This window comes from Prauserella muralis (assembly GCF_003202285.1).
Taxonomy (GTDB): domain Bacteria; phylum Actinomycetota; class Actinomycetes; order Mycobacteriales; family Pseudonocardiaceae; genus Prauserella_B; species Prauserella_B muralis.
The window spans coordinates 494,705-520,352 of sequence record NZ_MASW01000001.1 but is presented as its reverse complement, the minus strand read 5'-3'; the positions used below and the strand labels follow the sequence as shown (position 1 = coordinate 520,352).

Sequence of the window (25,648 nt, the reverse complement as noted above, 5' to 3'; positions counted from 1 at the left end):
GGAACACATGGGTATCAATTTCGAGCAGATCAAGAACAAGGCGCAGGACGCGCTGACCAAGAACAGCGGCAAGATCGAGCAGGGCCTGGACAAGGCGAGCGGCGCCGCCAAGTCGAGGTTCGGCAAGCAGTCGGACAAGATCGACTCCGCCACGAAGAAGGCGAAGGAGTTCCTGCACAAGAACGCTGGCGGTGAGCACGGTGGCGGCCAGGGCGGCCAGCAGCCCCCGAAGCCCGGCCCGCAGTGAGGGTCAGGCGACCTCGCCGGTGAGGGCATCGCCGTCGATCGCGGTGATGCGCCCACCACGCTCTCCGAGCGCGGTCAACCCGTCCCTGGCGTCCGGCGCACCGAGGTCGATGCGGACCGCGGTGTGCGGGGCGTGGCGGTGCTCGTCCAGCGAACGCGCCGCCTTGTGACCTGCCTCGATCGTGGCGGCGAGGCCGCCGGTGGAGGCCAGCGAGCCGCGCGCGGCGCCGAGCTTGCCCAGTGCCTCGTCGAGCACGGGCAGCAGGGCGGCACGGTTGCCCTCCGTCATCGCCCGCACCAGATCCGGCCGCGTGCCCGCCACCCGGGTGCCGTCGGCGAACGAGCCCGCCGCGAGCGCTGCGGCGAGCGGGCCGCCGTGCGCCCCGACCGAGGCGAGCACCGCGGCGAGCAGATGCGGCAGGTGGGAGACGCGGGCCACCACCTCGTCGTGAGCCGCCGCCGTCACCGGCACCACGTGCGCGCCCACGCCCAGCGCCAGCGCGGCGGCCTCCCGCCACGCGGCCAGTTCCGTGTCCTCCTCCACGCAGACCACCCACGCCGCGCCGGTGAACAGCGTCGGTGAGCTCGCTGCCCAGCCGGAGTGAGCGGTGCCCGTCATGGGGTGCCCTCCCGCGAACCGCGCCCCGGGAACACGCCTGCGCACGGCCTCGCCGACCGGCCCCTTCACGCTCGTGACATCGGTGAGCAGGCACCGGGGCGCATGGTCACCGACCAGGCTCAGCACGGCCTCCACCGCGGGCAGCGGCACGGCGAGCACCACCAGCGCATCGGCCTCGGCCGCCCTGCGCAGGGCGGCGGCGACGTCGGTGGAGGTGTCGAAGCCGTCGTCGGCGGCCGCGGTGGCGTCCTTTGTGGAGTCGCTGGCGCCCCACACGGTTCTCCCGGTGTGGGCGGCCGAGCGCAGCAGGGAGCCGCCGATGAGCCCGAGTCCGATCACGCACACGTCTCGCACGGGGCCATCCTGCCTCATCAGCGCAGGCTGTCCAGTGCGAAGGCCGCGTAGAGGGCGACACCGCTGGCCAGCGCGTCCTCGTCGTAGACGACGCGGTTGGAGTGGTTGGCCTCGGCCTCGGCGGGATCGGTGCCCGGCGGGCAGGCGCCGAGGAAGGCGAACGCGCCGGGCACCCGCTGCAGCACGTAGGAGAAGTCCTCGGCGCCCATGATCGGCGCGGCCATCTCGGTGACGTGCTCGGCGCCGAGCACGTCACCGGCCAGCGACAGCACCCGCGCCGCCATGGCGTCGTCGTTGACGGTGGGCGGATAGCCGGGCTCGATGTCGGTGAGCACCCGGCAGCCGTAGGCGGCGCCGACTCCCTCGCACACCGTCGGCACCTCGGCCCGCACCCGGGCGCGGGTGCGCTCGGACAGCGTCCGGATGGTGCCCTCCAGCTCCGCGGTCTCCGGAATGACGTTGCTCGTGGTGCCCGCGGTGATGCGGGTGACGGACAGCACGGCCGGGTCGGTGACGTCGACCCGCCTGGTGACCATCGTCTGCAGCGCGCCGACCATGGCCGCGGCGGCGGGGACCGGGTCGAGGGCGTTGTGCGGCATCGAGCCGTGCCCGCCCTTGCCGATGACCCGCACGAAGAGGCGGTCGGCCGACGCCAGGATGGGGCCTGGCCGCGTCGCGATCGTCCCGCTGGGCAGGTTGGCGTAGGTGTGCAGGGCGAACGCGCGCTCCACGCGGGTTCCGGCCGCGTCCAGCACGCCGTCGTGGATCATGTGCCGCGCGCCGTGGAAGCCTTCCTCGCCGGGCTGGAACATGAACACGACCGAGCCGGCCAGCTCGTCGGCGCGCTCGGCGAGCAGCCGCGCCGCGGAGGCCAGCATCGCCACGTGCGTGTCGTGGCCGCAGGCGTGCATCGCGCCGGGCACCTCGGAGGCGAACTCGGCGCCGGTGTCCTCGGGCATCGGCAGCGCGTCCATGTCGCCGCGCAGCAGCACGGCCGGCCCCGGCCTGCCGCCGCGCAGCACCGCGGTGACCGACGTGGTGGACGTGCCGGTGGTGATCTCCAGCGGCAGACCGGACAGCGCCCGCAGGATGCTCTGCCGCGTCCTCGGCAGTTCGAGGCCCAGTTCGGGGTGACGGTGCAGCTCACGGCGCAGGGCGACGGTGGAGGGTTGCAGCGCGCGTGCCTCGGCGAGCAGCCCGGCGAGGCGGGCGTCGGGCAGGGACGGCAGCTCGGTGGGTCCGGTCATGGTCTCGATAGTGGCACGCACGGGGGTGCGTTTCGGCATTCGGAGATCCACCCGGCAGGTATACGGTGGGCGCATGGCGGTGAAGGAGCCGATCACGGGGTTCGCGGTGGCCGTCGTGCGCGAGGACGGCAAGTGGCGATGCAGCCCGCTCGACACGGCTGCGCTCGCCGAGCTGGACGCCGCGATCACGGAGCTGCGCAAGCTCCGTTCGACCGGTGCGGTATTCGGCATGCTCGCGGTGGACGACGAGTTCTTCGTCATCGTCCGGCCGTCACCGACGGGCGCCTCTCTGCTGCTCTCGGACGCGGCCGCGGCGCTCGACTACGACATCGCGGCGGACGTGCTCGACCTGCTGCGCGTGGACCCACCCGACGAGGACGACGACATGCTCTGGCCGGAGGGCGACCTGGAGATCCTGGCCGACCTGGGCATGCCCGGGCCCGAGCTCGAGGTGATCGTCAACGAGATCGAGCTGTACCCGGATGAGCAGCTGCAGATGATCGCCCAGCGCTGCGGCTTCGGCGACGAGTTCGCCAAACTGCTCGACGAGCTGTGAGGCCGGGCGAGTCCGACGCGGTGCGGGCGGCCCTCGAGGTCGCCCGGCGCGCGCGGGGCACGGCCGACGTCCCCATCGGCGCGGTGGTGTTCGCGCCGGACGGCGCGCTGCTCGCCGCGGCCCACAACGCCCGCGAGGAGCTCGGCGACCCCACCGCGCATGCCGAGGTGCTTGCTCTGCGCGAGGCCGCGAAGGTGCACGGGGACGGCTGGCGGCTCGAGGGCTGCACGCTCGCCGTCACCGTGGAGCCGTGCACGATGTGCGCGGGCGCGCTGGTGCTTGCGCGGGTCGCGCGGCTGGTGTTCGGGGCCTGGGAGCCGAGGACCGGTGCGGTGGGATCGCTGTGGGACGTGGTGCGCGACCGGCGGCTGAACCACCGGCCGGAGGTGATCGGCGGGGTGCTCGCCGAGGAGTGTTCCGCGCTCCTGGAGGACTTCTTCGCAGGGCAACGCGGCGCCCCGGGGCCGTTCGAGAGCCGCTGAGCCGCTGCTGTATCGTATCCGGCGGTAGCGTGTCCGAGCGGCCGAAGGAGCACGACTCGAAATCGTGTGACGGTTGACCCCGTCCGTGGGTTCAAATCCCACCGCTACCGCAGCCGGCCGGGGCGGGAACGAGCAGGCGTTCCCGCCCCGTCGCCGTTTCAGGTGGCGCGCGGTCTGACGTGGACGCGTTCGCCGTGCGGGCCGAACAGGATGAGCAACTCGACCGCGCGCCCGTCGGCCGATCCCAGCCAGTGCGCCAGCGTGGTGTCGAACTCCGCGGCCTCGCCCGGCGGCAGGGTCAGATCCCCGTCGCCCAGCACCAACCGCAACCGTCCGTTGAGGACATAGAGCCATTCGTAGCCGCTGTGGGTCTGCGGGTCCGGTTCGAGCGGTTCGCGGCTGCTCGGGATGAGCATCTTGTACGCCTGCACCCCGCCGGGCCTGCGGGTGAGCGGGATGAACGTCATGCCGTGCCGGTGGATCGGGCGCAGATGGATCCGCGGGTCGCCCGTACGAGGGGCGCCGACGAGGTGGTCCAGCGGCACGTCATAGGCGCGAGCCAGCGGCAGCAGCAGCTCCAGGCTCGCCCGCCGCCGCCCGCTCTCCAGCCGCGACAGGGTGCTCTCCGAGAAACCGGTCTTCGCCGCGAGTTCGGCCAGGGTGACGCCGCGCTGTCTGCGCAGGGCGCGCAGCCGCGGGCCGACCGTGTGCAGCACGCTCTCGATGTCGTCGCTCACGCCTCCAGTCTTGCGGTTCCGGCAAGTTTCCGTGCCCTCCACGCCGACCTGGGGTCAAGGTGGTTGCGCAAGCAACGACCGACGCAGGGAGACACCGACGATGGGCCAGGACACCACCGGCACGACCCCGGCCGCCGACGCCGCCCGGTTCTGGGACGAGCACTACCGCGCTCCCCGGCCGGCCCAGACAGGCCGGGTGAACCCTCTGCTGGCCGAGATCGCGGAGGCACTGCCTGCCGGGGCGGCTCTGGACCTCGGCTGCGGCGCCGGCGGTGACGCGCTCTGGCTGGCCGGTCGCGGCTGGCGGGTCACCGCCGTCGACATCTCCGGCAACGCCGTGCGCCACCTCGCCGAGACCGCCAGGGCGCGCGGCCTGCACGGGTTGCTGTCGGCGCAGCGCGCCGACCTGGCCGAGAGCTTCCCCGAGGGCAGCTTCGACCTGGTGTCCGCGCAGTACTTCCACACGCCGTTCGCGCTGCCCCGCGCCCGCGTTCTGCGCACAGCCGCGCACGCGCTCACCGTGGGTGGCCGGCTCGTGGTCGTCGACCACGGCTCCACGGCGCCGTGGTCGTGGAACCAGGACCCCGGCACCCACTACCCCACACCGGACGAGGTGTCCGCCGAGCTGACTCTGGACCCCGCCCGGTGGCACGTCGAGCGCGCGGACATGCCCCGGCGGCTCGCGACGGGACCCGATGGCCGGACGGCGACCGTCATCGACAACGTCCTGGTCATCCGCCGGGCGGCCGCCTGAGCGCCTGCCCGCCGCCCACGCCCGCCAGTCCTCGAACCCGAAGGGATCACCCATGCCACCGGCCCACCGCTCCACCTCCCGTCGCCGCGACGCGGGCCCGCCGAGGACCGGCCCAGGGGAGAAGGAGGTGCTGCTGGGCTTTCTCGACTACCTGCGCGCCTCGGTGATCGCCAAGACGCACGGTGTCGCCGAACCGCAGGTGCGCACCCCCGGTGTCCCGTCGGGAACGAACCTGCTCGGCCTCGTCAAGCACCTCACCCAGGTCGAGCGCCACTGGCTCCTCGGCGTTCCGGTCGCCGACTGGCAGGCGACCTTCCACCCGGAACCGGACGAGAGCGCCGACGACATCGTCCTCGCCTACCGGCAGACCTCGGCGCTGGCGAACGAGGTGGTCGCCGCCTGCGCCGACCCCGCCGCACCCGGCCCTCGTCCGGGCGGGCGGCCAGGGCCGGGGCCGTCCCTGCGCTGGACACTCACACACCTCATCGAGGAGACCGGCCGCCACGCCGGGCACGCCGACATCCTGCGCGAGCTCATCGACGGCGCCACAGGACGCTGAGCTGCCGGACCACCCGTCCATCCGGGCGGCCAGACTGATCACATTCGCATTGCGGTCCCGTGAAGCCACTCCGGCGCGTGAAACACCATCACCCGATCGAGCGAGAAAGAGGCATGCGAAGTGACGGAAAGCGCCTGCCTGCCCGCCTGCTCGCGGTTCTCACCGCCTGGCTGACCCTCACCGGGCTGCTCACCGCGGTGGCGGCACCCGCGGCCTCGGCGGCGCCGGCACTTCCGCCCGGCTTCGTGCTGAGGGACCAGCCGACCGGCTTCCCCGCCTACGAGCTCACCGACTTCGCCTACCTGCCCGACGGCCGCGGCCTGCTGGCGACCGGCAAGCAGGGCGGCATCCGCTGGGTCGCCCCCGACGGCACCAGCCGCCAGATCGCGACGCTGTCCGTCGTCGCCGAACAGGACCTCGGCCTCGTCGGGCTCGCCGTGGCTCCCGACTACGCCACCTCGCGGCACATCTACCTCGCCCGGTCCGTGCCGACGGGCGGCGGCGCGTACGTACTGCGGCTGGCCCGCTGGACGGTCACCGGCTCGGCCGAGCCCACCGGCATCACCCAGGAGCAGACGTTGCTCCAGATTCCCGGCGACAGCATCGTCCACGGCGTCACCGGCATCGTCGCCGCGGACGACGGCACGCTGTGGGTGTCCATCGGCGACGTCGCCGACTTCCGCAAGGTCGACCCGCAGGCCCTGCGCGCGCAGAACCTCGACCAGCCCCAGGGCAAGCTCCTGCACCTGAGCCCCACCGGCGCGGGAGTCCCGGGCAACCCCTACTACTCCGCGAGCGCGCCGAACGCCACCCGCAGCAAGGTGTTCGCCTCCGGATTCCGCAGCCCGTTCCGGTTCTCGCTCGACCCGCGCACCGGCCTGCCGGTGGTCGGCGACGTCGGCTGGAACACCTGGGAGGAGGTCAACGTCGTGCGGCCCGGCGCCAACCACGGCTGGCCGTGCTGGGAGGGCGACGCCCGCACGCCCGGCTACTCCGACCTTGCCGGCTGCGCGAACGTCTCCAACACCGCACCGCTGGTGAAGTTCCGGCACGGCAGCGGCGTGGACAACGGCAACAGCATCACCGGCGGTATTCACTACGCGGGCACCAGCTACCCCGAGCAGTACCGGGGCGACTACTTCTTCGGCGACTACACCCGCAACAAACTGTGGTCGCTGCGCTACGACGCGCAGGGCACGCTCACCGAGGCGCCGCAGAGCCCGCCGCTGGGCACCGACATCGGCGGACCGGTGAAGTTCGCGGCCGCCCCCAACGGCGACCTCGTCTACGCCGACATCCTCACCGGCAACCTGCGCAGGCTCAGCTACACCGAGGGCAACACCGCACCGGTCGCCAGTATCTCGACGAGCACCGACCCGGAGACGCGCACCGTCACCCTCGACGGGTCGGACTCGCACGACTTCGACGGCGACCCGCTCACCTACCGCTGGGACCTCGGCGACGGCACCGTCAAGACCGGCATGAAGGTCAGCCACGCCTACGCAGCGGGCACCGAGCGGTACACCGCGAAGCTGACCGTCCGGGACCCCGCAGGCGCGACGGACACCGCCGAGGTCACGGTGGTGCCCGGCAACCACTCGCCGGTCATCGTGCCCCGGCCCCCTGCGCAGGACCGCTACGCCATCGGCGAGCGGGTCAGCGTCGGCGCCACGGCCAGCGACGTCGAGGACGGCGCGCTCACCGTGCACTGGACGAGCGCGGTGCTGCACTGCCCCGAGGAGGCGACGTGCCACTCGCACCCGGGCCTCAGCGGCCAGGGCTCGTCGTTCACGCTGCCGTTCACCGACCACCCCGACTCGCGGATGGAGCTCACGGCCACGGTGACCGACAGTGCCGGCGTCTCGGCCACCTACACCTACACCGCGTGGCCGAGGGAGCACCGGCTGAGCCTGGTGAGCAATGTGCCCGCCGCGCTGGACATCGCGAGCGAGGGCGAGGGCAGCGGCACGGGTGGGCGCAGCTCCGCGCTGGTCACCGAGGGCGCCACGGTGACCGTCACCGCGCCGGGAACCGCCACCGACGGCGTCTCCACCTTCGCGGGCTGGTCCGACGGCGAGCAGGCGGCGCTGCGCAGCGTCACCATGGGCGGGCAGGACCTGACGCTGACCGCGAACTACACGACGCCGGTGGCGCAGCGCTACGACGCCGAGCCCGGCCTGCGGCAGGCGCTCGGGGCACCAACCGGGCCGGAGATCATCGAGGGTTCGCTGTACTACCAGGTCTACGAGCGGGGCAGGCTGTACTGGACGGCGCAGACCGGCACCCACGCCGTGCAGGGCGCGATCAACGCGAGATACGTCGCGCTCGGCGCACACGCGGCGTTCGGCCCTCCGGTCACCGACGAGCGCACCACCCCGGACGGCGTCGGCCGGTACAACCACTTCGCCGGGCTGCCCGGCGGGATGCCCGCGTCGGTGTACTGGACGCCGGGCACCGGCGCGCACGCGGTGCAGGGCGCCATCCGGGCGAAGTGGAGGGAGCTGGGCTGGGAGAACGGCCCGCTCGGCTACCCCACCACCGACGAGAGCAAGACCCCGGACGGCAAGGGGCGGTACAACCACTTCTCGAAGAACAGCTCGATCTACTGGAGCCCCGCCACGGGCGCGCACGGCATCTGGGGCTCGATCCGGGAACGGTGGAAGAACCTGGGCTGGGAGAACGGTCCGCTCGGCTACCCGACCACGGACGAGAAGAAGACCCCGGACGGTGTGGGCCGGTACAACCATTTCTCCAAGAACGGCTCGGTGTACTGGACGGGGCGGACGGGCGCCCGTGACATCTACGGTGCGATCCGCGACCGCTGGAAGGCACTCGGCTGGGAGCGCTCGTACCTCGGGTACCCGACCAGCGGCGAGTTCGCCATCTCCGGCGGGCGGCGCAACAACTTCCAGCACGGCTACATCACCTGGATCGCCTCGACCGGAAGGGTGACGGATCGCCGTTACTGAGCACCTCGCGGGGTCCGGTGCCGGGTCGTGGCTCGTACCACGTGCCCGGCCCGGACCTCGACGTCCAGTTCGTGCGGCCCGCCGAGCGGGCAGCGCGCGGCGATCGCCCGGTCGTCGAGCGCTCCCGCCTGGCGGGCCCACTCCAGCCACACCAGGACGTCGGCGGCCTCGCCGGTGACCACGTCCGGCGGCCCGCCCCACGGGGCGGTGACCCCGGTCAGGCCGGACAGGTAGTAGCGCAGCGACCAGGGCGGGGCGGCGAGGCGGGCGAGCAGGTGCCGGGCCGCCGCCTCGTCGGGGGCCGTGAACTCCGCGCGCCGCGCGGAGCCGACGCGCAGCACGACACCCTGCCGCGCATCGGGCCCGGGCACCGACAGCCGTCCCGGCCCGCCGGTGGCCGGCCCGGGAACGGGCGGGCCCCACGGCCGCACGGCGGCGACGAGCTCGGTGAGCCCGCCGCACGCCGTGCTCGTTCCCGTGGGCGTGGTGACCAGCCAGCCGCCGGGGCGGGGCACCACCCGGACGCCGGGGCGGGTGAGCAGGCGAGCCGCCGCGGCGGCCCCGGCCGCCCGCGCGGCAGGGTCGGCGAACCAGCCCCGCGCCCAGTCGGCCGTGGACCGCTCGCCGCACGCCCCGCACATCAGGGCATCACGTCGCCCGAGTTCGGGCCGAGCGTCTGCCCGACGAACAGGTTCCCGCCCGGCTCGCTGGCCAGCAGCACCGCCGTCGGCGCCACCTCCTCCGGCGTGCCGAACCGGCCGAGCGGCAGCTCGGCGCGCTTGGCCGCCTTCCACTCGTCGGTGATGCCCGCGACCATCGGCGTCTCGACGGGCCCCGGCGCGATCGCGTTCACCAGCACCCCGTGCTCGGCGACCTCCAGCGCCAGCGACTTGGTGAGCCCGATGACGCCGGCCTTGGCCGCCGCGTAGTGCGCCAGCGACCGGCCGCCCTTGATGCCGAGCTGCGAGGCGATGTTGATGACGCGGCCGAAACCGCGTTCCACCATGCCGGGCACGACGTGCCGGCAGCACAGGAACACACCGGTGAGGTCGACGGAGATCGTCTCCGCCCACGTCGCCGCGTCCATCTCCACCAGTGGAGCCTCGGTGAGGATCCCCGCCGAGTTGACCAGGACGTCGATGCGACCGAGCTCGCGGGTCACCTGGTCCACGGCCGCGCGCACCGAGTCCTCGTCGGTGACGTCGAGCGGGACGGCAGCGCCCGCGCGGTCGGCGACGGCCACCCGCGCACCCTCCCGCGCGAAGGACTCGGCGATGGCGCGGCCGATGCCGCTGCCGCCGCCGACCACGAGCGCCGTGCGGTTGTCCAGCACCGGCAACGAGATCACCTCCTCAGGTCGGCATCCGGACGGTCAGCCCGCCGTCGACGACGACGGACTGACCGGTGACGTACGAGGCCTCGGGCGAGGTCAGGAACCGGATCACGGCGGCGGCCTCGTCCGGCTCGCCCGCCCTGCCGAGCGGGATGTCCCCGCCCGCCTTCGCCAGGCCCTCGGGGCCGAGCGAGTTGACCGGGTCCAGCGACTGCGGCGTGACGATGTAGCCGGGGATGACGGTGTTGACGCGGATGCCGCGCGGCGCGAGCTCCACCGCGAGGCTGCGGCACAGCCCGAGCACCCCGGCCTTGGCGGCCGCGTAGTGGGCGTGGGCGCCCCAGCCGTACACACCGCCCGCGATGGACGACACGGCGACCATGGCGCCCTCGCCCGGCATGCACGCCGCCGCCGCGCGCAGGGTGCGCAGCACGCCGGTGAGGTCCACCGACAGCATGTCGTCCCACGCGGCGTCGGTCAGCTCGGCCAGTGGTGCCTCCCGCAGCACCCCGGCACCCGCCACCGCGATGTCGAGCCTGCCCCATTCGTCGAGCGCCCGCCTGGCGAACGCGTCCACCTGCGCCGGATCGCGGACGTCCACCTCGTGCACGACGCACTCGCCGCCCGCCAGCTCGACGGCCCTGACCGTCTCGAGTGGATCGTGCGGGTCGCCGGGGAACGTCCCGGCGACGGTGCGGATGCCCGCCCGCGCGTAGGCGACGGCGAGTGCTCTGCCGATGCCGCTCGCGGCTCCGGTGACGACCGCGACCCGTGCCTGCTCAGCCATCGAGCACCTCGGCCTTGCGGGCACCGAACATCACGAAACCGGAGAGGAACGTGCCGACGGCGCCGACGACGAGTGCCGAGGCTCCCCAGTCCGAACCGGACGCGAGCAGCCAGGTGACCAGCGCGCCTGCCAGGATCGCGCCGGGCTGCGACAGCGCGTTGAGGAACGCCGTTCCGGTGGCCCGGCACCGCGTGTCGTAGCACTCACCCATGTAGAACAGCAGCGCCGCGTACGGCCCGACGAGGAAGAACATGCCGAGCGAGTACAGCGTCACGACGGCGACCATGCCGTCGGCGACGGTGAGCATGAGCGCGAAGAACAGGCCGGAGACGATCCAGCCGAACGCGATCACGTTGCGCCGCCCCAGCTTGTCGCCGATCCAGCCGTGCGTGACGTAGCCGAGGTAGCCGACGGCGTTGACGACGATGAGCATGATGAGCGAGTTGGAGAAGCTGAGGTCCTTGGCCTGGGTCAGCACCGTGGTGCCCAGTACGCTGAACACCTGGATGCCGAACCAGTTCGTGAACCACGCGACTCCGAGCACGATCGTGTTGCGCAGCGCCCGGCCCTGGAAGATCGCCGCCAGCGGCGCGGACTGCTCGTTGCTCACGCCGTAGGCCCTGGCCAGCTCGGCGGCCTCGGCCGCCTTGCCCTGCTTGCGGAGCCTGCGCAGCCTCAGCTCCAGTTCGAACTGCGGGCTCTCCTTGAGGCCGCGCCGCATCAGCGCGATGAGCAGCGCCGGGAACACGGCGATCAGAAAGCAGCCGCGCCAGCCGACGAGCGGCAGGAGCACGGCCACGAACGCCGAGGCCAGCAGCACACCGAGCGGCCAGCCGCCCTGCACGAGGCTGTAGATGAAGCCACGCCGCTTCTTGATCTTCTCGTCCTCGGTGACGGCGTAGATCTCGTTGAGGTAGGTGGCGTTGACGGCCTGCTCGGAGAGCCCGAGCCCGCCGAGTGCCCGCACGCCGACGAGATACGCCGCGCCGGGCGTGGCCGCCGTCGCCGCCGACGCGAGCGCCGTTCCGGAAACGGTGAGGATCATGCCCTTGCGGCGGCCGATGCGGTCGACGACGGGGCCGACGCCGAGCGCGAAGATCGCCGTGCCGACCGAGACCAGTGTGGACACCAGCGACGCCATCGCCGGGTCCCAGCCGAAGTGCACGGAGATCTCCGGCAGCAGCGTGCCGAACATGATGTAGTCGAACACCGCGAACAGCCAGGCGAAGAACGCGATGATCGTCGCCTTGCGGGTGGCGCGCACGCCGATGCGGGGAAACGTTCTGGCCGGTCCGGCGGCCTCCACCGGGATGGCATTGGACATGGGGGTGCCCTTCTACGAAGACACGAGAACGAAAAAACGGTTCGGGAAAGGGAAATCAGCCGCGCGGGAAACGCGCCAGGTAGTCGTCGGCGATCTCGTCGAAGGTCGCCCAGCGCACGCCCTCGTGGCTGTTGATGTGGTCGATCAGCCGTTCCAGCATCAGCAGGGTCTGCGGCCTTCCGGACACGTCGGGATGGATCGTCATCGTGAACGCGGCATAGTCCAGCTCCCGGTACACCCAGTCGAACTGGTCGCGCCACAGCTGTTCCAGCTGCCTCGGATTGACGAATCCGTGGCTGTTGGCGCTGGCCTTGACGAACATCATCGGGGGAAGGTCGTCGAGGTACCAGTTGGCGGGGATCTCCACCAGGCCGGTCTCCTCGCCGCGCACGAGCGGCTTCATCCACTCCTGGGCGGGTTTGGCGTAGTCGATCTTGGTCCAGCTGTCGCCGACCCGCACGTAGTACGGCGTGAAGTCGTTGTGCATCAACGAGTGGTCGTACTTGATGCCGCGTTCCAGCAGCAGCTCGTTGGTGACCGGGGAGAACTCCCACCACGGGGCCACGTAGCCGGTGGGCGGGTTGCCGGTGAGCTTCTCGATCAGCTCGATGGAGCGGTCGAGGATCGCGCTCTCCTGGTCGCGCGTCATGGCGATGGGGTTCTCGTGGGAGTAGCCGTGCGCGCCCACCTCGTGGCCCGCGTCGACCACCATGCGCGTCTGGTCGGGGAACGTCTCCAGCGAGTGGCCAGGGATGAACCACGTGGTGCGCAGGTTCCTGCGCTCGAAGAGCGTGAGCAGGCGGGGCACGCCGACCTCGCCGGCGAACAGGCCGCGCGAGATGTCGCACGGCGAGTCCTCGCCGCCGTACGAGCCGAGCCATCCTGCGACGGCGTCCACATCGACACCGAACGCGACGAAGATTTCCTTGGGCATGAGCCTAGATCCTTTCCGTGAGCCGGGTACGGGAGCGCAGCCGCTCGGCGGTCTGCACCGGGTCGCGGTGGCAGCCGAGCAGCGCGGTGAGGAGCACGCGGGCCTGGGAGGGCCGGAGGTTCCCGGTGGGCACGGCGCCCGCCTCGACGAGATCCAGGCCGCCGCCGTTGCGGTACAGCTCGGCGACCGGCCCCGCGTGCACGCGGGTGGAGAGTGCGACGACCACGCCGGAGCGGGTGAGCCTGGCGACGGCGTCGCGGATGTCCGGGTTGGCGTTGCCGGCGCCGGTGGTCTCCAGCACGATGCCGGTCGCGCCCGCCGCCGCGACCGCGTCGAGCGCGACGGTGTCGGCGCCGGGATAGCAGGCCACGACGTCGACGCGCACGCCGTCGAGGTCGAAGGTGTCGAGGTCGAGCGCGGGCCACCGCTCGGGCGTGGCGCTGAACTCGACGCCGCCCTGCCCGACGCGGCCGATCGCGCCACCGTCCGGTGCGGAGAACGCGGCGGGCGCGAGTGTGTGGGTCTTGCGGGTGCCGCGCGCGGGGAAGATCTGCCCGTCGAAGGCGACGAGCACACCGCGCTCGCGCGAAGTCGTGGCCGCGGCCACCGTGACGGCGTCGGCGAGGTTGCGGGGGCCGTCGCTGTCGGTCGCGTCGGCGGGCCGCTGGGCGCCGGTGAACACCACCGGCCGCGCGTCGGCGTGGAACAGCTCGGTGAGGAAGGCCGTTTCCTCCATGCTGTCCGTGCCGTGCGTGACGACCACGCCCACCACGTCGTCGTCGCCGAGCGCGGCCCGGGCCTGCCGGGCCACCTCGCGCATGTCCTCGGGGGTGAGCAGGTAGCTGCCGAGGCAGAACACGTCGACGCCCTCGAGCTTCACGCCGAGGTCGCCGGGGAGGCGGCCCAGCAGTGCGCTCACGCTGTCGTGGGCGACTCCTCGCCGGGTGGCGATGGTTCCGCCGGTGGACAGGACGACGACCTTACGCACGCGATGACCTCCTTGGACCGACGCCGGTGCGATTGCCCAAACGTTTGGGCCAAACGTTTGGGTATCATGCACGCAGAGCCGGAGGGGAGTCAATGGAGTCGCTGTTACGATCCTCGAAACCACACACCGTGACGGAGGCGGAGCAGGCGAAGTGGGTGCCGACAGAACGTCTCCGGTGACGCTGCGGATGCTCGCCGATCGGCTGGGACTGCACGTCTCCACCGTGTCCCGCGTGCTGCACGCCAAGCCGGACGAGAGCCACCGGGCGGCCTCCAGTGCCACCGTGGAACGCGTGCGCAGGCTCGCCGACGAGCTCGGCTACCGGCCGAACCCGCACGCGACGAGCCTGCGCACGCAGCGCAGCAACCTCATCGGCGTGCTGGTGCCCCGGTTGTCGGACATCGTGCTGGCGACGATCTACGAGGGCATCGAGGAGGCCGCGGGCGAGCACGGGCTGTCCACGTTCGTCACCAACACCCGTGACGTGCCCGACTTCCAGCGCGCCCGCACCGACATGGTGCTGGCCCGCCGCGTCGACGGGATGATCTTCGGCGACGCCTACATCGACGCGGGCTTCCTCGGCGAGGTCGCCGCGCGCGGCGTGCCGTTCGTGCTCGTCAGCCGCAGGGCGGGCGACTACCCGTCGGTGACGTGCGACGACTACCTCGGCGGCCGGATGGTCGGCGAGCACCTGCTGAGCCTCGGCCACCGCGACGTCGCCGTGGTGGCGGGCGAGCCGTACGCCAGCACGGGTATCGACCGCTCCGCCGGGTTCGCCGACGCCTATGCCGAGGCGGGCATCGAGATCCCGGCCCACCGGTTCACGCACTCCCGCTTCGACGCCCGCGGTGGGCATGAGGCCACCGAGCGGCTGCTGGCGGCGGGCGATCCGCCGTCGGCGATTTTCGCGGTGAACGACTTCGCGGCGATCGGCGCGTTCGGCGCGGTGCGCGACCATGGCCTGCGTGTGGGCGCCGACGTCGCGGTGGCCGGGTTCAACGACACCCCGCTTGCCGCGGAGTTGCCCGTGCCGCTGACCACCGTGCGGTCCCCGATGCACGAGATGGGCAGGCGTGGCCTGGAACTGCTGGCTCGCCTGTTGCAGGGCGAGGAGGTCAGCTCGGAGCGCCTGCGCCCTGAACTGATGGTCCGCGCCTCGACGACGGCGGTCCTGACTTGATCACTCTTGGCCGAAGCCGTCGTCCAGCATGATCTTAGCGCTTCGCCGATAACTGACGGTGGGGCTCCGCAGGTGCCGTTCTGTTGGCTCCACCAGCCCTTCTTTGACCAAGAGCCGCAGCCATCGGGAAACAGTACGATCGGGTAGACCTGTCTTTGCGCCAAGCTCTGCGCGGGTCAGCTCTAAGCCGTCCAGAGCTGCCAACAACTCGGCCCGTCGATCGGCCCGCTTCCTCGGCGACCGTGGAGAACTGCCCGAATTGATCGTGGTGCGCACGTCGTCGGTGAGCCGGTACTGGGCATGCCGCCGGCCCCCCGCCGCCACGACAAGTCCCCTCGCCACCAGATCTCCGAGCTCCTCCGTCGCCACCCGCGAGTCGATGTTGTTCGCGTTGCGGTAAGCCTGGTTGTTCAGGATTTCGCCGTGATAAAGCATTGCCAGGCCATGACATTGGCTGTTGGTGAGACCAGGTTCTTGCAGCGAGTTGATCCAGCGGACGACATCCTCTCCCATCAGCGTGTGATTGGGGAAGGTAGCCGTGAACGAGGCGATATGGTCGGTGAAGCGAGGAGGGCTCAGCTTTGCCTGGCGTAGCGCTGCGATCATCGTTGGGATGCCCGATCCACGGTTTTCGCATACGGGTCGTTCTGAGCCGGGAAGTGGAACGTCTTCAAGCAGTTTGAGCAACGTAGCGTTGCGCGCAGAGGATATTCCTTCTTCGCCGAGGTCTTCTTCCCGTGCCACACCGTACAAGCCGCCGGGATTTCGAACCACAAGCCGGTCCGGGTACATCTCAACTTGGACCTGCGCGCCGTGCGACAACGGCGAATAGTCACGGTGCACCAATGCGTTGACGACGGCTTCACGTAACGCGCTCTCTGGATACTCCCAAGAGTCGGCGCGCCCGGGCCCGCGCACTGTCGACCGGCGGCTCATGTTCCTGCGCAGGGCAATAAGCGTCTCATCCACCATGACGGGAATCGGGCCCTCGGCGGCTACATTGTCGATGAACCTTGCTCCGCTGTGGGGGTCAGGACCCTCAATTGTGGGATAGCGCACGAGTGTCAGCATCAGTTGAGGGAAGAACTCCTGTGGGTAAGCTCCCAAGGCGAGTAAGCCCGCCAGTGACAGTTGTTCGTTGACGAGCACCTTGGCGCGATGAAGCGCCGCGCTGGTGTCCAGGCCCGCGAATGCTCGGGGACGGCGGGTGCGTAACCGATTCAGGAACGTGTCCACAAGCGCCCCGTCGAGATGTTCGATGCTCGTGCCCGGCACGGGCCGTTCGTCTTCGCGAGGCTGTCCTCGGTTTGCCAGCATTAGCTGGACCTCGTACGGCGTCAACCTCCGATCGCCGTCGCCGACCCGAATGAAGCTGCCCTGCGCCATGCTCGTCCCCCGGTAATGGCAAGGTCTCTGGGCGGCATCCAGTTCCGGCACCTCGGCGACTAAAAGATCAACGTCCTCAAATCGGTGTATCTGTATAAGGGGACGTAGCGGGGGCTCCATGCTTTCGGCGCACAACGCGCCCAGATCGGCAGCGAGCTTGGTCGCCTCCCGGACGCCAGTTGCGCGGAATCCTTGCGACTCGTCAAGTCCGAGGATCAGTACGCCTCCGGCGGTGTTGGCGAACGCGGACAGGGTCTCACGCACACTCTTTGGCAATTTTGTCTCGGCGCGCTTGGCTTCGACCGTCGCGTGGTCACCACCCAGCGTCCGGAGAGTGTTGACCATCTCGGCCAGGTCGTCGTCGAGCACTCTGTCCTCACTTCGCCACTTACTTCGCCACTTGCCAGGATATGGCGAAGTAAGTGGCGAAGTAAGTGGCGAAGTTCAGCTGCGGCCCACGTCCACCCGAACGTGGCGAAGCTACTCGCTGACCAGCACGCGCAGCTGGGCGAGCAGGTCGCCGCGGCTGGTCGCGCCGAGGCGCTGACGCATCCGCGCCATGTGGTGCTCCACGGTCTTCGCCGAGATGAACAGCTGGTCGCCGACCTGCTTGTAGGTCAGGCCCTTCACCACCAGCTCGGCCACCTGGCGTTCGCGCTCGCTCAGCTTCGGTCCGCCGCCGGGGTCGGTCACCGCATCGCCGGGCGCCCTGCCGCGCAGCACCCGCGCGCGGTCGAGCAGCGCCACCATCGCGGCGCGGTCGGTGGTGCGGATCGCGGCCTGCCCGGCCAGCCGCGCGCCGTCCCAGCGCAGCCCTGCGTCGTGCAGGCCCTGCGCCGCGTGCTCGACGGCCCGCGCGTCGACCCGGCCCGCCAGCACGTCCAGCCAGCAACGCGCCGCGGCGGCGAGCACCGCGTGGAAGCCGCCGCGCTCCTCGTCGCGGGCCAGCGCGGCCACGTGGTCGCGAGCCTCGTCGCCCTGCTCGGCCGTGATCGCGGCGTGCAGCCCGCTCCAGTGCACCGGCGCGGTCCACAGTGGAGGTTCACCGAGCCGGCGCAGCAGCTCGGCGGCCGAGCGCATGTGGTGGGCGAGGCGGTCGCGGTCGCCCAGCCGTGCGGCCGCCACGGCCAGCTCCCCGAACGGCAGCAGCGTGAACAGGTCCACCGGGTGGCGGATCACGGCGTCGCACGCCTCGGCCCAGATCCGGCGCAGCCCGGCCAGGTCGCTCTCCCTGCGCGCGAGCCCGGCCCGCAGGGCGACGGCGAACAGCCAGTCGCGTGGCGCCAGGTCCGAGCCCGCCGCCGAGAGCTGATCCGTCGCGGTCTCCGGCTCGCCGCGCAGCATCGCGATCCACCCGAGCAGCAGGCGGTGCCGTGCTCGCAGTGCCTCGCCACCCGGCTCCGCCGCGAGCGCGCGCTCCAGCAGGGTCTTGGCGACCTCCAGCTCGCCGCCGTGGATGCCCGCCAGCGCCCCGACCGCGGCCGGGCTGTCCGGCAGCAACAGCTCGCGCCCCACCGGCTCCAGCGTCTCCGCCGCGCCGACCACAGTGGACAGAGCACCCGTCTGGGGTCCGTCCAGTGATGCCAGCAGCCCGCCTGCCAGCCCGGCCATCGCACCGGAGAGCAGGGTCGGTGGTTCGTCGCCCGCGGGCAGGTCGAGCAACCCGCGGGCCTGTGCCGCCTCCCCGGTGCCGAGCAGGCACACCGCGGCGTAGACGGTGGACAGCCGGGTGCCGGACCAGCGGAACAGCTCCGCCGCCCGCCCGAGCTGTCCCCGGTGCGTGAGCGCGGTCGCGGCGATCCGCGCGGCCTCGGCCCGTTCCGGCGCGGAGACGTCGGCCACCACCTGATCGGCGATGCGCAACGCGGTGTCCAGGTCGCCCGCGCGTGCGGCGGCCTCGGCCCAGCGGGTGCCGACGGCGGTCGCCGGCCTGCCCGCCGCCACCGCCTCGCCGAAGAGCCGGGCGCCGAGCGCGGGGTCGGCGGGCGCCGCCTCGGATGCGGCGGCCTCGAACGCCGCCGCCGACTCCTCTCCGGTGAGCCCCCCGCCCAGCAGCGGCCGCACCAGTTCCAGCACGGGCCCGCCCCGGTCGAGCTGCGAGCGCACCAGCCGCTGGCACACGGCGAGCCTGCGGTCGGCGGGCACGAGCGTGGTGAGTGCCCGGGACACCAGCGGTGGCAGCGTGCCGTCGTGGCCGAGCAGGCCGGAGGCCCTCGCCGCGTCCACCGCGTCGGCCACCCCCTCGGGGCTTCTGCCGAGCAGCCCGGCCAGCAGGCCGGTGTCGAGTCCGGTTCCGGCCTGCGCCGCGAGCAGGAGCACCAGTGTGTCCGGTGCCAGCCGGTCGAGGTCGGCCTTGAAGTCGGCCAGCGCCGAGGGCGGCACGTCCGGCTCGGCGCCGAGGGTGCGGGCGAGCCGCGCCACGAGCCCCGGCACCCCCGCCGTCTCGGCGTGCACGAACTCGGCGAGGCCCGCCCTGGACGGCCCGAGCAGGGCCGCGATCCGGGCGCTCTCCAGCGGGCGCAGCACCACCTGGCCGCGCAGCCTCGCCAGCACGCCGTTCAACGCGGCGGGCCTCGGCCACGGCCGTGCCGCGATCACCAGCCCGCGGGCCTCGTCGTCGGCCAGCCTGCGCAGCTCTTCGAAGCCGTCGTCACCGAGCTCGTGGGCGTCGTCGACGAGGACGAACTCCGCGTCGGCGTCGTGCTCGCCGAACCGCGCCACCGGGCTGCCCGAGCGCAGGCGGCCCTCGGCGACGTGGTCGAGCACCGCCGTCTTGCCGTAGCCGCCGGGGGCGACGATCGCCAGCCTGGCCGGCGCGAGCCGGCCGCCCACGACGGCGGCGCACAGCTCGCGGGTCGGCTCGTCGAGCACCGGCTCGGTGCGACTGCTGCTGGCGATCAACGGTCCTCGTCTCGGTCGGGGGCCGAGGTGCCCTTGCGGGACAGCGAGAACCGCCGCTTCGGCGGCTCCAGCGGGGTCACCTCGACCGGCGGGCGCTCGGGCGGCGGCTCCAGGTCGTCGTCGGGCTGCCCGTACACGGCGGGCAGCTCGGGCCCGCCGCCAGGCACGAGTGAGCCGGACAGCTCGCCCTGCACGGGCGGAGGCGCGGGCCGCGGCTGTGCCGCCAGTGCGGCACCCCTGGCCAGCGCGGTGCCGGGGTCGTCGTCGACCACCACAGGGCACGACAGCATAGTGCGCGCCAGCTCCGCGGCGAGCGGGATGCGAGCCGTGCCGCCCACCAGGACCGCGGCGGTCAGCCCGTCGGCGGGCGCCGTGGCGGCGATGCGCTCCAGGTGCGCGACGGCCGCCGCGAGCACCGGCCGGGCGAGCGACTCGAACTCGGTCCTGCTCAGGCCCACCTCGCCGAGCACGGCCGCCTCCGGCACCTGGCAGAGGCGCTCCTTCGCCGCCGTGCAGGCCATGCGCAGGCGGGCCATGGACCCGGGGTCGTTCTCGTCGACCCCCGCCCGCGGCAGCACGTGCCGCACCAGCAGGTCGTCGAGCCGCGCCCCGGCGTCCTGTTCGGCCGCCTCGGCGTGCGCGAGCAGTTCGAAACCCCTCGGCCCCCTGCGCAGCACCGCCGTCTCGACGTGCTCGCCGCCGAGGTGGCACACGGCCAGCGCGGCGCCCTCGTCCACCGGCTCCCGGGCGTGGTGGCTCTCGGCGGCCGCGATCGGGCTCGGCAACGCCAGCACCCCGGGCAGCTGGGCCTGGTCGAGGGCGTCGTGCAGCAGCCCCCGCCGATAGGCCGACCAGCTGGGCGGGTGGGTCACCACGATCCGCTCGGCGTCGGCGCCCTCGGCCTCCGCCACGCGGTCGGCAACCCAGCCGATGAGCGCGGCGGCCAGCGACTCCGCCGGGTACGACGCCTCGCCGAGCACCACCGGCACGGGGTCGCCGGTGCGCAGGTGCGGTGCGCGGGCGATCCGTTCCGGCTCGGTCGGGGCATGCCGCAGCGCCGCCTGCCCGGCCTCCAGGGTCCCGTCGCGCCCGATGTACAGCGCGGAGTCGAGCCATGGGAGGCCACCCAGCAGGGGGACGGCTTCCGGCGTGCCCCAGGGGCCTCCCGCGGATCGGGACACCGCCGCCGTCGTGCGGGTGGCTCCGAGGTGAATACCCAGGACATAGCGCATCTGCGACGGATCCTCACGGTTCCTCGGGCGGGGGCGGACGGGTGCCCCCTTTCGTACCAAAGGGTTACACCCGAATGACAGCCCCGTAGGCCAAGCGTGGCCGATCCCCTAATCCCCTAACGCCGCGGCGTGGCGGTCCCGGCGACAACCCGGAGTGATCCCCGATGCCCTGCGGGCGGCGTGGACCTAACGTCTCGTGAAGGCGTATCGCGCCATCCCCGGAGAGGTTCCCCACATCCCACGAAGGAGAGAGTTTCTTGTCTATCCACGAGGAGCAGACCCTGCACGATTTCGTGCTGAACCTGCTGAATGACACCGCCGCGCGGTCCGCGTTCGCGCAGGACCCCACCCACGCACTCGAGTGCGCGGGCCTCGGTGACATCACCGCGCAGGACGTGCAGGAAGTGGTCCCGCTCGTCATGGACTTCGGCCAGCTGCCCTCGGCCGACTCGCTCGGTGGTGGCCTTGGCGACCTCCCGGCCGGTGCCGAGGGCATCGAGGGCGCGATCGCCCAGCTGCGCAGCGTCGCCGACGCCGCCGGTGAGCAGCGGTCCGACTCCGGTCTCGGCGACCTGGGCGGCTTCGACCTCGACGCCGAGGGCAGCGGGGACGGCCTGACCGGCACCGCCGAGGTGTTCAGCGAGCAGTTCGAGGGCGTCGGCGGCATCGGCGCGAGCCAGGACGGCGGCGCGGCCGCCACCGCGCTGACCTCGGAGGCCGGTGAGCTGGCCGGTGCGGGCAGCGCCGGGCTCGAGGGCGTCACGGGTTCGCTGGCCTGGGCCGGCGAGGCCTCCGGTGCGGGTGAGCTGACCGGCGAGGCGACCGCAGACGGCGTCCACCTGGGCTCGAGCTCCGACTCGGCCGCCGGGCACTTCGCGGCCGTCGGCGGCGGTGGCCTGGAGGGCTCCTCCGGCGGCGGCGCGTCGTACGAGGGCGCGCTCGGCAGCGGCAGCGGCACCCTCGACGCCGGCATGGAGGGTGCGACCGGCGAGCTGGGCTTCGACTCCGAGCAGGGCAGCCTTGCCGGGTTCGGCGCCGCCAGCACCGACGGTGCCACCGGCGGCGTCGCGCTGGGCAGCGACGAGCTCTCGCTCGAGGGCAGCGCGGCAGGCAAGGCCGACGCGCTGGCCGCGGGCGGCTCGGTCAACTCGCCGTTCGGCGCCTACGGCGTCGAGATGTCCGGTGCTCCCGAGACCCCGGCCGCGCCGGAGCTGTGCACCACCGGTGACCTCGCCGGTGCGCTCGACTCCGAGGCGCTCGGCCGCGGCAGCGAGTCGGCGGCCAGCACGCTGGCCACCTACATGACCTCGAACGGTGCCGCGCTCGGTGGCCTCGCCCCCGTGGACGTGCCCGCCGCGCCGCAGCTGCCGGACACCGGGTCGCTGCCGGTGGACGTGCCCGCGAAGCTGCCGACCGAGCAGCTGCCCGCCGACCTGCCCACGGAGCTGCCCGACCCGGCCCGTTCGCTGCCCGCGGAGACGGGCGAGCTGCCGGTGGACGTGCCCACCGACGTGCCCGCGAACCTGCCGGCGGACGACCTGCCCGCCGACCTGCCCGCCGAGCTGCCGGAGCTGCCGGTGGCCAACCCGCTGCCCGCTCCGCAGGACGTGCGGTCGGAGGTCGAGCAGGGCGTGCAGGACAACCCGGTGACCGACGCCGTCGGCTCCAGCCCGCTGGGCGACGTCGCCGGCCACCTGCCGACCCCGGACCAGGCGCCGAGCGTCGGCGACGTGGACCTCGGCGGGCTCTGACCCGCCGCCGGTTTCGCGGCGATAACAGGCGGGGCTCGGGAAAATCACGGACCCGCCTTCACTGCGGAGAGTGAACAGGGCACACTTTCCGTCCGATGATGGCTTCGCCCTGGCTCGACGTCCTGGATGACACCATCCAGGCGTGCGCGACGCACGACAGGCAGGATCTGGCGGCAAGCCTGCGGGCCCGCCGGTCCGACCTGTCCGGCTCTGGCGTGCGCGTTCTCGTCGTCGGCGAGTCGGGCCAGGGCAAGAGCCAGCTCGTCAACGGTCTGCTCAACGCGCCGGTGTGCGCGGTGGGTGACGACCTCACCACCTCCGTGCCCGCCGTCGTGCGGCACGCCCCGTCACCGGTCGCCACGCTCGTCACCGGCGAGGCCGCGCCGCGCGCCATCGAGGGCCCCGCTCCCGAGCCGGTCGCCGTCGAACAGGCCACCGCGCGCGCCAACAAGGCCACCGGTGTCGTGCGCGCGGAGATCGGGCTCCCACGCAAGCTGCTGGAGAGCGGCCTCGCACTCGTCGACACACCGCCGGTGGGCCCGCCCGCCGCGCAGCACACCCGCACCACGCTGTCGCTGCTTCCGCAGGCCGATGCCACGCTCCTGGTCACCGATGCCACGCGCGAGCTGACCGCCGCGGAGCTCGACCTGCTCGGCCAGGTGCTCCGGCTCTGCCCGACCGTGCTGGTGGTGCTCACCAAGATCGACCTCGTGCCGGGCTGGCGGCGCGTCGCCGAGCGCAACCGGGCCCGGCTCGCGCGCGACGGCCTTCCCGCCACCGTGGTCCCCGTGTCGGCGTCGCTGCGGCTGGCCGCCGCCCGTGCCGGGGACGCCGAACTGAACGAGGAGTCCGGGTTCGGCGCGCTCGTGCGGTACCTGCACCAGGATCTGATGGGCCACGTCGACCTGCTGCGCCGACGCTCGGTGGCCGCGCTCGGCCACGCCACCGTGGAGCAGCTGATGGCTCCGCTGCGCGAGGAGCTGGACGAGTTGCGGCAGGGCGGCACCGAGGAACTCACCGCACGGTGGCGCGCGGCCGGGCGCAAGGCCGAGGAGCTGCAGCGGGAGGCGGCCCGCTGGCAGACGGTGCTCTCCGACGAGGTGGCCGACCTCATGGCCGACCTCGACTTCGACCTGCGCGAGCGCACCCGGCGCATCCTGCGCGAGGCCGACGAGTTCTTCGACGTCGCCGACCCGGCCCGCGACTGGCCGCAGTTCGAGGAGTGGCTGCGTGACAACCTCAAGTCGGTCGCGGAGACCAACTCCAACTGGCTGCTCGACCGGTTCGAGTGGATCGCCCGCAAGATCGCCCGGCAGGTGGCGCCGCGGCAGGACGTGGTGCCGGAGTCGCTGCTCGGGTCGGCCCCGCGGGACCACATCGGTGAGCTGCGGATGCCCAACGTCGAGCGGTTCGGCATCGGGCAGAAGCTGTTCGTCGGCATGCGCGGCTCCTACAGCGGCCTGCTGATGTTCGGCCTCGCCACCACGCTGGCCGGGATGCCGCTGATCAACCCGATCTCCCTCGGCGCGGGTGCCGCCTTCGGCGCCAAGAGCGTGTTCGAGGAGCGGGGCAACCGGCTCAAACGGCGCCAGGCCACCGCCAAGACCGCGGCCCACCGCTACGTCGACGACTTCTTCCTCACCTACGGCAAGGAGTGCAAGGACACGGTGCGGATGATCCACCGCGAGCTGCGCGACCGCTGCACCGCCGTCGCGCAGGACCTGCGCGCCGAGATCGTCGAGACGGCACAGCGCATCAAGCAGGTGATCGACACCGAGACCGCGCAGCGCGGGGTGCGGTCCCGCGAGGTCAGCCGGAGCATGGAGGAGCTGAACCTGCTGCGCAGGCGGGCGCAGGCGCTCGCCGCCACCCGGCCGGTGCGCGGGCTCACCGCATGATGCGCACGGGGTGGAGCCGCGGCTGCCAAGCCGACCACGGCGCGCGCGTGGTGCCGACAGGCCCGCGATCGGGGCGGCAGGGCGCCATCGCACTTGACCTGACACGAGATGCTCACGGGCGCCCTGGCGACCCGATCGCGTGCGCGCGCGGACTCGCGGAGGACACCGCATGAGAGGCCTCGCCGACCGGACCTGGTCGTTGCTGAACCAGGTGCTCGACGCCTACTCCGACAGCCCGCGCGCCACGCACTGGCTGCGCGGGCACCTCGCCCGGTTCTCCGAGCCGGTGCGCCTCGCCGTGGCCGGGCCTCCGGGCTCGGGGCGCACCACCCTGGTCACGGCGCTCGGGCAGCAGCCGGAGCTGAACCTGCTCGACGCGCCCCCGATCGAGGCCGACCCGGAGCCCGGCGCCATGGAGCGGCTCTGCATGGAGTCCGACGCCGTGCTCTACCTGATGGGCCACCCGCACAACGCCGACCTCGCCTTCCTGCGGGCCATGCAGGACCACCCGGTGGCCAGGGCGGCGCCGGTGGCGTCGCTGGCCGTGCTGGCCAGGGCCGACGAGCTGGGCGGCGGCCGGGTGGACGCGGTGGTGTCCGCGCGGCAGGTCGCGCGCCGCTACCGGCGCGACGCGGAGCTGGGCCCGCTGTGCCAGGACGTCGTGGCCGTCGCGGGCCTGGCCGCGAGCGCGGCCCAGACCTTCGGCGAGGCCGACTTCGAGACGCTCGCGGCGCTGGCGTCGGTGCCGAAGGAGGAGCTGGAGCCGCTGCTGCTGTCGGTGGACCGGTTCGCGGGCGAGCCCGCGCGGGAGGAGCTGCTGTCGCGCTTCGGCCTGTTCGGCGTGCGGCTGGCCACGATGCTGCTGCGGCGCGGAGCGGACACCCCGGCCGCGCTGGCTACCCAGCTGCTCCAGCGCACGGGGCTCACCGAGCTGCGCGAGGCGATCGGGCTGTACTTCACCGACCGTGCGCCCGTGCTCAAGGCCCGCTCGGCGCTGATGGGCATCGAGGTCGTCCTGCGCATGGAGCCGAGACCGGCCGCGGCGCCGCTGGTGGCCGAGCTGGAACGGATCCTGGCGGGCGCGCACGAGTTCCGCGAGCTGCGCCTGTTGTCGGCGTTGCGGGCAGGCCGGGCGCGGCTGCCGGACGAACTGCGCGAGGAGGCGATCCGGCTCATCGGCGGCCACGGCTCCGATCCGGGCGCGCGCCTCGGCGTCGGCGCGTCCGGGCCCGAGGTGGCGGACGCCGCGGCCGGTGCGGTGCGGCTGTGGCGGGAGTACGCCGAGAACCCGGTCCTCGGCGCCGCCGAGCGGAGGGCGGCCTCCGTGGTGATCCGCAGCTGCGAGGGCCTGCTGACCGGTCATTGACCCGCCTTTCGTCGGCTTCCCGGCGTTCACACTTCTGGGTCAAGA

At 72.7% G+C, this 25,648-nt stretch carries 22 protein-coding genes and 1 tRNA gene; 11 read left to right on the top strand and 12 right to left on the bottom strand.

Going from position 1 to position 25,648, the window contains the following annotated elements; translation table 11 throughout:
* Positions 1–7: 7 nt before the first annotated feature.
* A complete protein-coding gene (locus BAY60_RS03345) occupies positions 8–247 on the top strand; it encodes an antitoxin (protein WP_112279334.1) in 240 nt (79 codons plus the stop codon).
* A gap of 3 nt (positions 248–250) precedes the next feature.
* Here the strand turns inward: BAY60_RS03345 and BAY60_RS03340 are convergent, their stop codons facing one another.
* Positions 251–1,237, bottom strand: coding sequence for a prephenate dehydrogenase (locus BAY60_RS03340; RefSeq protein ID WP_112279333.1), 987 nt, complete (start codon positions 1,235–1,237; stop codon positions 251–253).
* Positions 1,237–2,466 carry a M20 metallopeptidase family protein gene (locus BAY60_RS03335; RefSeq protein ID WP_112280682.1) on the bottom strand — a complete coding sequence of 410 codons (1,230 nt, stop codon included), beginning with the start codon at positions 2,464–2,466 and terminating at the stop codon, positions 1,237–1,239. The genes BAY60_RS03340 and BAY60_RS03335 overlap by 1 nt, the downstream gene beginning before the upstream one ends.
* Before the next feature lie 73 nt (positions 2,467–2,539).
* Between BAY60_RS03335 and BAY60_RS03330 the strand changes: the two genes are divergently transcribed.
* The 3 genes from BAY60_RS03330 (at position 2,540) to BAY60_RS03320 (ending at position 3,614) form a co-directional block, all read left to right on the top strand.
* Complete coding sequence (locus tag BAY60_RS03330) at positions 2,540–3,022, top strand: tRNA adenosine deaminase-associated protein (protein ID WP_112279332.1); 483 nt, start codon at positions 2,540–2,542, stop codon at positions 3,020–3,022.
* On the top strand, positions 3,019–3,504 hold the full coding sequence (locus BAY60_RS03325) for a nucleoside deaminase (RefSeq protein WP_112279331.1): 486 nt from the start codon (positions 3,019–3,021) through the stop codon (positions 3,502–3,504). The genes BAY60_RS03330 and BAY60_RS03325 overlap by 4 nt, the downstream gene beginning before the upstream one ends.
* 23 nt (positions 3,505–3,527) lie before the next feature.
* Positions 3,528–3,614, top strand: a tRNA-Ser gene (locus BAY60_RS03320).
* 48 nt (positions 3,615–3,662) lie between these two features.
* Here the strand turns inward: BAY60_RS03320 and BAY60_RS03315 are convergent.
* Positions 3,663–4,241 (bottom strand): helix-turn-helix domain-containing protein, encoded by a 579-nt coding sequence (locus BAY60_RS03315; protein ID WP_112279330.1) that lies wholly within the window; start codon positions 4,239–4,241, stop codon positions 3,663–3,665.
* 100 nt (positions 4,242–4,341) lie between these two features.
* Here BAY60_RS03315 and BAY60_RS03310 point away from each other — a divergent pair, with 100 nt between their 5' ends.
* The 3 genes from BAY60_RS03310 (at position 4,342) to BAY60_RS03300 (ending at position 8,523) form a co-directional block, all read left to right on the top strand.
* The gene (locus BAY60_RS03310) at positions 4,342–4,995 is read left to right on the top strand and encodes an SAM-dependent methyltransferase (protein WP_112279329.1); all 654 of its coding nucleotides are present in this window, start codon (positions 4,342–4,344) and stop codon (positions 4,993–4,995) included.
* A 52-nt stretch (positions 4,996–5,047) separates the two neighbouring features.
* Entirely contained in the window at positions 5,048–5,554 is a 507-nt protein-coding gene (locus tag BAY60_RS03305; protein WP_112279328.1) for a DinB family protein, read from the top strand.
* A 113-nt stretch (positions 5,555–5,667) separates the two neighbouring features.
* A complete protein-coding gene (locus BAY60_RS03300; protein WP_112279327.1) occupies positions 5,668–8,523 on the top strand; it encodes a PQQ-dependent sugar dehydrogenase in 2,856 nt (951 codons plus the stop codon).
* On the opposite strand, the gene BAY60_RS03295 is transcribed toward BAY60_RS03300, so the two are convergent.
* From BAY60_RS03295 to BAY60_RS03270, 6 genes are read right to left on the bottom strand one after another with little or no spacing between them, the layout of a single operon-like run.
* Positions 8,517–9,164: a hypothetical protein gene (locus BAY60_RS03295; RefSeq protein WP_112279326.1), complete on the bottom strand. Its 648-nt coding sequence runs from the start codon at positions 9,162–9,164 to the stop codon at positions 8,517–8,519. The two genes, BAY60_RS03300 and BAY60_RS03295, sit on opposite strands and share 7 nt — an antisense overlap.
* Complete coding sequence (locus BAY60_RS03290) at positions 9,164–9,871, bottom strand: SDR family NAD(P)-dependent oxidoreductase (protein ID WP_245992297.1); 708 nt, start codon at positions 9,869–9,871, stop codon at positions 9,164–9,166. The genes BAY60_RS03295 and BAY60_RS03290 overlap by 1 nt, the downstream gene beginning before the upstream one ends.
* Before the next feature lie 4 nt (positions 9,872–9,875).
* Positions 9,876–10,643, bottom strand: coding sequence for an SDR family NAD(P)-dependent oxidoreductase (locus BAY60_RS03285; protein ID WP_112279325.1), 768 nt, complete (start codon positions 10,641–10,643; stop codon positions 9,876–9,878).
* Positions 10,636–11,967 carry an MFS transporter gene (locus BAY60_RS03280; protein ID WP_112279324.1) on the bottom strand — a complete coding sequence of 444 codons (1,332 nt, stop codon included), beginning with the start codon at positions 11,965–11,967 and terminating at the stop codon, positions 10,636–10,638. The genes BAY60_RS03285 and BAY60_RS03280 overlap by 8 nt, the downstream gene beginning before the upstream one ends.
* 55 nt (positions 11,968–12,022) lie before the next feature.
* The gene (locus BAY60_RS03275; protein ID WP_112279323.1) at positions 12,023–12,901 is read right to left on the bottom strand and encodes a polysaccharide deacetylase family protein; all 879 of its coding nucleotides are present in this window, start codon (positions 12,899–12,901) and stop codon (positions 12,023–12,025) included.
* 4 nt (positions 12,902–12,905) lie between these two features.
* Positions 12,906–13,889 (bottom strand): asparaginase, encoded by a 984-nt coding sequence (locus BAY60_RS03270; protein ID WP_170160300.1) that lies wholly within the window; start codon positions 13,887–13,889, stop codon positions 12,906–12,908.
* Positions 13,890–14,040: 151 nt separating this feature from the next.
* On the opposite strand from BAY60_RS03270, the gene BAY60_RS03265 reads away from it, so the two are divergent.
* On the top strand, positions 14,041–15,069 hold the full coding sequence (locus BAY60_RS03265; protein ID WP_245992295.1) for a LacI family DNA-binding transcriptional regulator: 1,029 nt from the start codon (positions 14,041–14,043) through the stop codon (positions 15,067–15,069).
* Here BAY60_RS03265 and BAY60_RS03260 read toward each other — a convergent pair whose 3' ends face one another.
* From BAY60_RS03260 to BAY60_RS03250, 3 genes are all read right to left on the bottom strand, one after another.
* Entirely contained in the window at positions 15,070–16,824 is a 1,755-nt protein-coding gene (locus tag BAY60_RS03260) for an ATP-binding protein (RefSeq protein WP_112279320.1), read from the bottom strand.
* Between the two features lie 111 nt (positions 16,825–16,935).
* Complete coding sequence (locus BAY60_RS03255; protein ID WP_112279319.1) at positions 16,936–19,356, bottom strand: helix-turn-helix domain-containing protein; 2,421 nt, start codon at positions 19,354–19,356, stop codon at positions 16,936–16,938.
* Positions 19,353–20,588 (bottom strand): Hsp70 family protein, encoded by a 1,236-nt coding sequence (locus BAY60_RS03250; RefSeq protein ID WP_112279318.1) that lies wholly within the window; start codon positions 20,586–20,588, stop codon positions 19,353–19,355. The genes BAY60_RS03255 and BAY60_RS03250 overlap by 4 nt, the downstream gene beginning before the upstream one ends.
* A 257-nt stretch (positions 20,589–20,845) precedes the next feature.
* On the opposite strand from BAY60_RS03250, the gene BAY60_RS03245 reads away from it, so the two are divergent.
* From BAY60_RS03245 to BAY60_RS03235, 3 genes are all read left to right on the top strand, one after another.
* A complete protein-coding gene (locus tag BAY60_RS03245; protein WP_112279317.1) occupies positions 20,846–22,339 on the top strand; it encodes an IniB N-terminal domain-containing protein in 1,494 nt (497 codons plus the stop codon).
* Between the two features lie 95 nt (positions 22,340–22,434).
* Entirely contained in the window at positions 22,435–24,237 is a 1,803-nt protein-coding gene (locus BAY60_RS03240) for a dynamin family protein (protein ID WP_112279316.1), read from the top strand.
* A 169-nt stretch (positions 24,238–24,406) separates the two neighbouring features.
* Entirely contained in the window at positions 24,407–25,603 is a 1,197-nt protein-coding gene (locus BAY60_RS03235; RefSeq protein WP_112279315.1) for a hypothetical protein, read from the top strand.
* Positions 25,604–25,648: the final 45 nt, after the last annotated feature.

Excerpts from the sequence above, each read along its gene's own strand:
- BAY60_RS03345 (WP_112279334.1), top strand. The coding sequence starts at position 8 with ATGGGTATCAATTTCGAGCAGATCAAGAACAAGGCGCAGGACGCGCTG.
- BAY60_RS03340 (WP_112279333.1), bottom strand. The coding sequence starts at position 1,237 with ATGAGGCAGGATGGCCCCGTGCGAGACGTGTGCGTGATCGGACTCGGG.
- BAY60_RS03335 (WP_112280682.1), bottom strand. The coding sequence starts at position 2,466 with ATGACCGGACCCACCGAGCTGCCGTCCCTGCCCGACGCCCGCCTCGCC.
- BAY60_RS03330 (WP_112279332.1), top strand. The coding sequence starts at position 2,540 with ATGGCGGTGAAGGAGCCGATCACGGGGTTCGCGGTGGCCGTCGTGCGC.
- BAY60_RS03310 (WP_112279329.1), top strand. The coding sequence starts at position 4,342 with ATGGGCCAGGACACCACCGGCACGACCCCGGCCGCCGACGCCGCCCGG.
- BAY60_RS03305 (WP_112279328.1), top strand. The coding sequence starts at position 5,048 with ATGCCACCGGCCCACCGCTCCACCTCCCGTCGCCGCGACGCGGGCCCG.
- BAY60_RS03300 (WP_112279327.1), top strand. The coding sequence starts at position 5,668 with ATGCGAAGTGACGGAAAGCGCCTGCCTGCCCGCCTGCTCGCGGTTCTC.
- BAY60_RS03295 (WP_112279326.1), bottom strand. The coding sequence starts at position 9,164 with ATGTGCGGGGCGTGCGGCGAGCGGTCCACGGCCGACTGGGCGCGGGGC.
- BAY60_RS03285 (WP_112279325.1), bottom strand. The coding sequence starts at position 10,643 with ATGGCTGAGCAGGCACGGGTCGCGGTCGTCACCGGAGCCGCGAGCGGC.
- BAY60_RS03280 (WP_112279324.1), bottom strand. The coding sequence starts at position 11,967 with ATGTCCAATGCCATCCCGGTGGAGGCCGCCGGACCGGCCAGAACGTTT.
- BAY60_RS03275 (WP_112279323.1), bottom strand. The coding sequence starts at position 12,901 with ATGCCCAAGGAAATCTTCGTCGCGTTCGGTGTCGATGTGGACGCCGTC.
- BAY60_RS03250 (WP_112279318.1), bottom strand. The coding sequence starts at position 20,588 with ATGCGCTATGTCCTGGGTATTCACCTCGGAGCCACCCGCACGACGGCG.
- BAY60_RS03240 (WP_112279316.1), top strand. The coding sequence starts at position 22,435 with ATGATGGCTTCGCCCTGGCTCGACGTCCTGGATGACACCATCCAGGCG.
- BAY60_RS03235 (WP_112279315.1), top strand. The coding sequence starts at position 24,407 with ATGAGAGGCCTCGCCGACCGGACCTGGTCGTTGCTGAACCAGGTGCTC.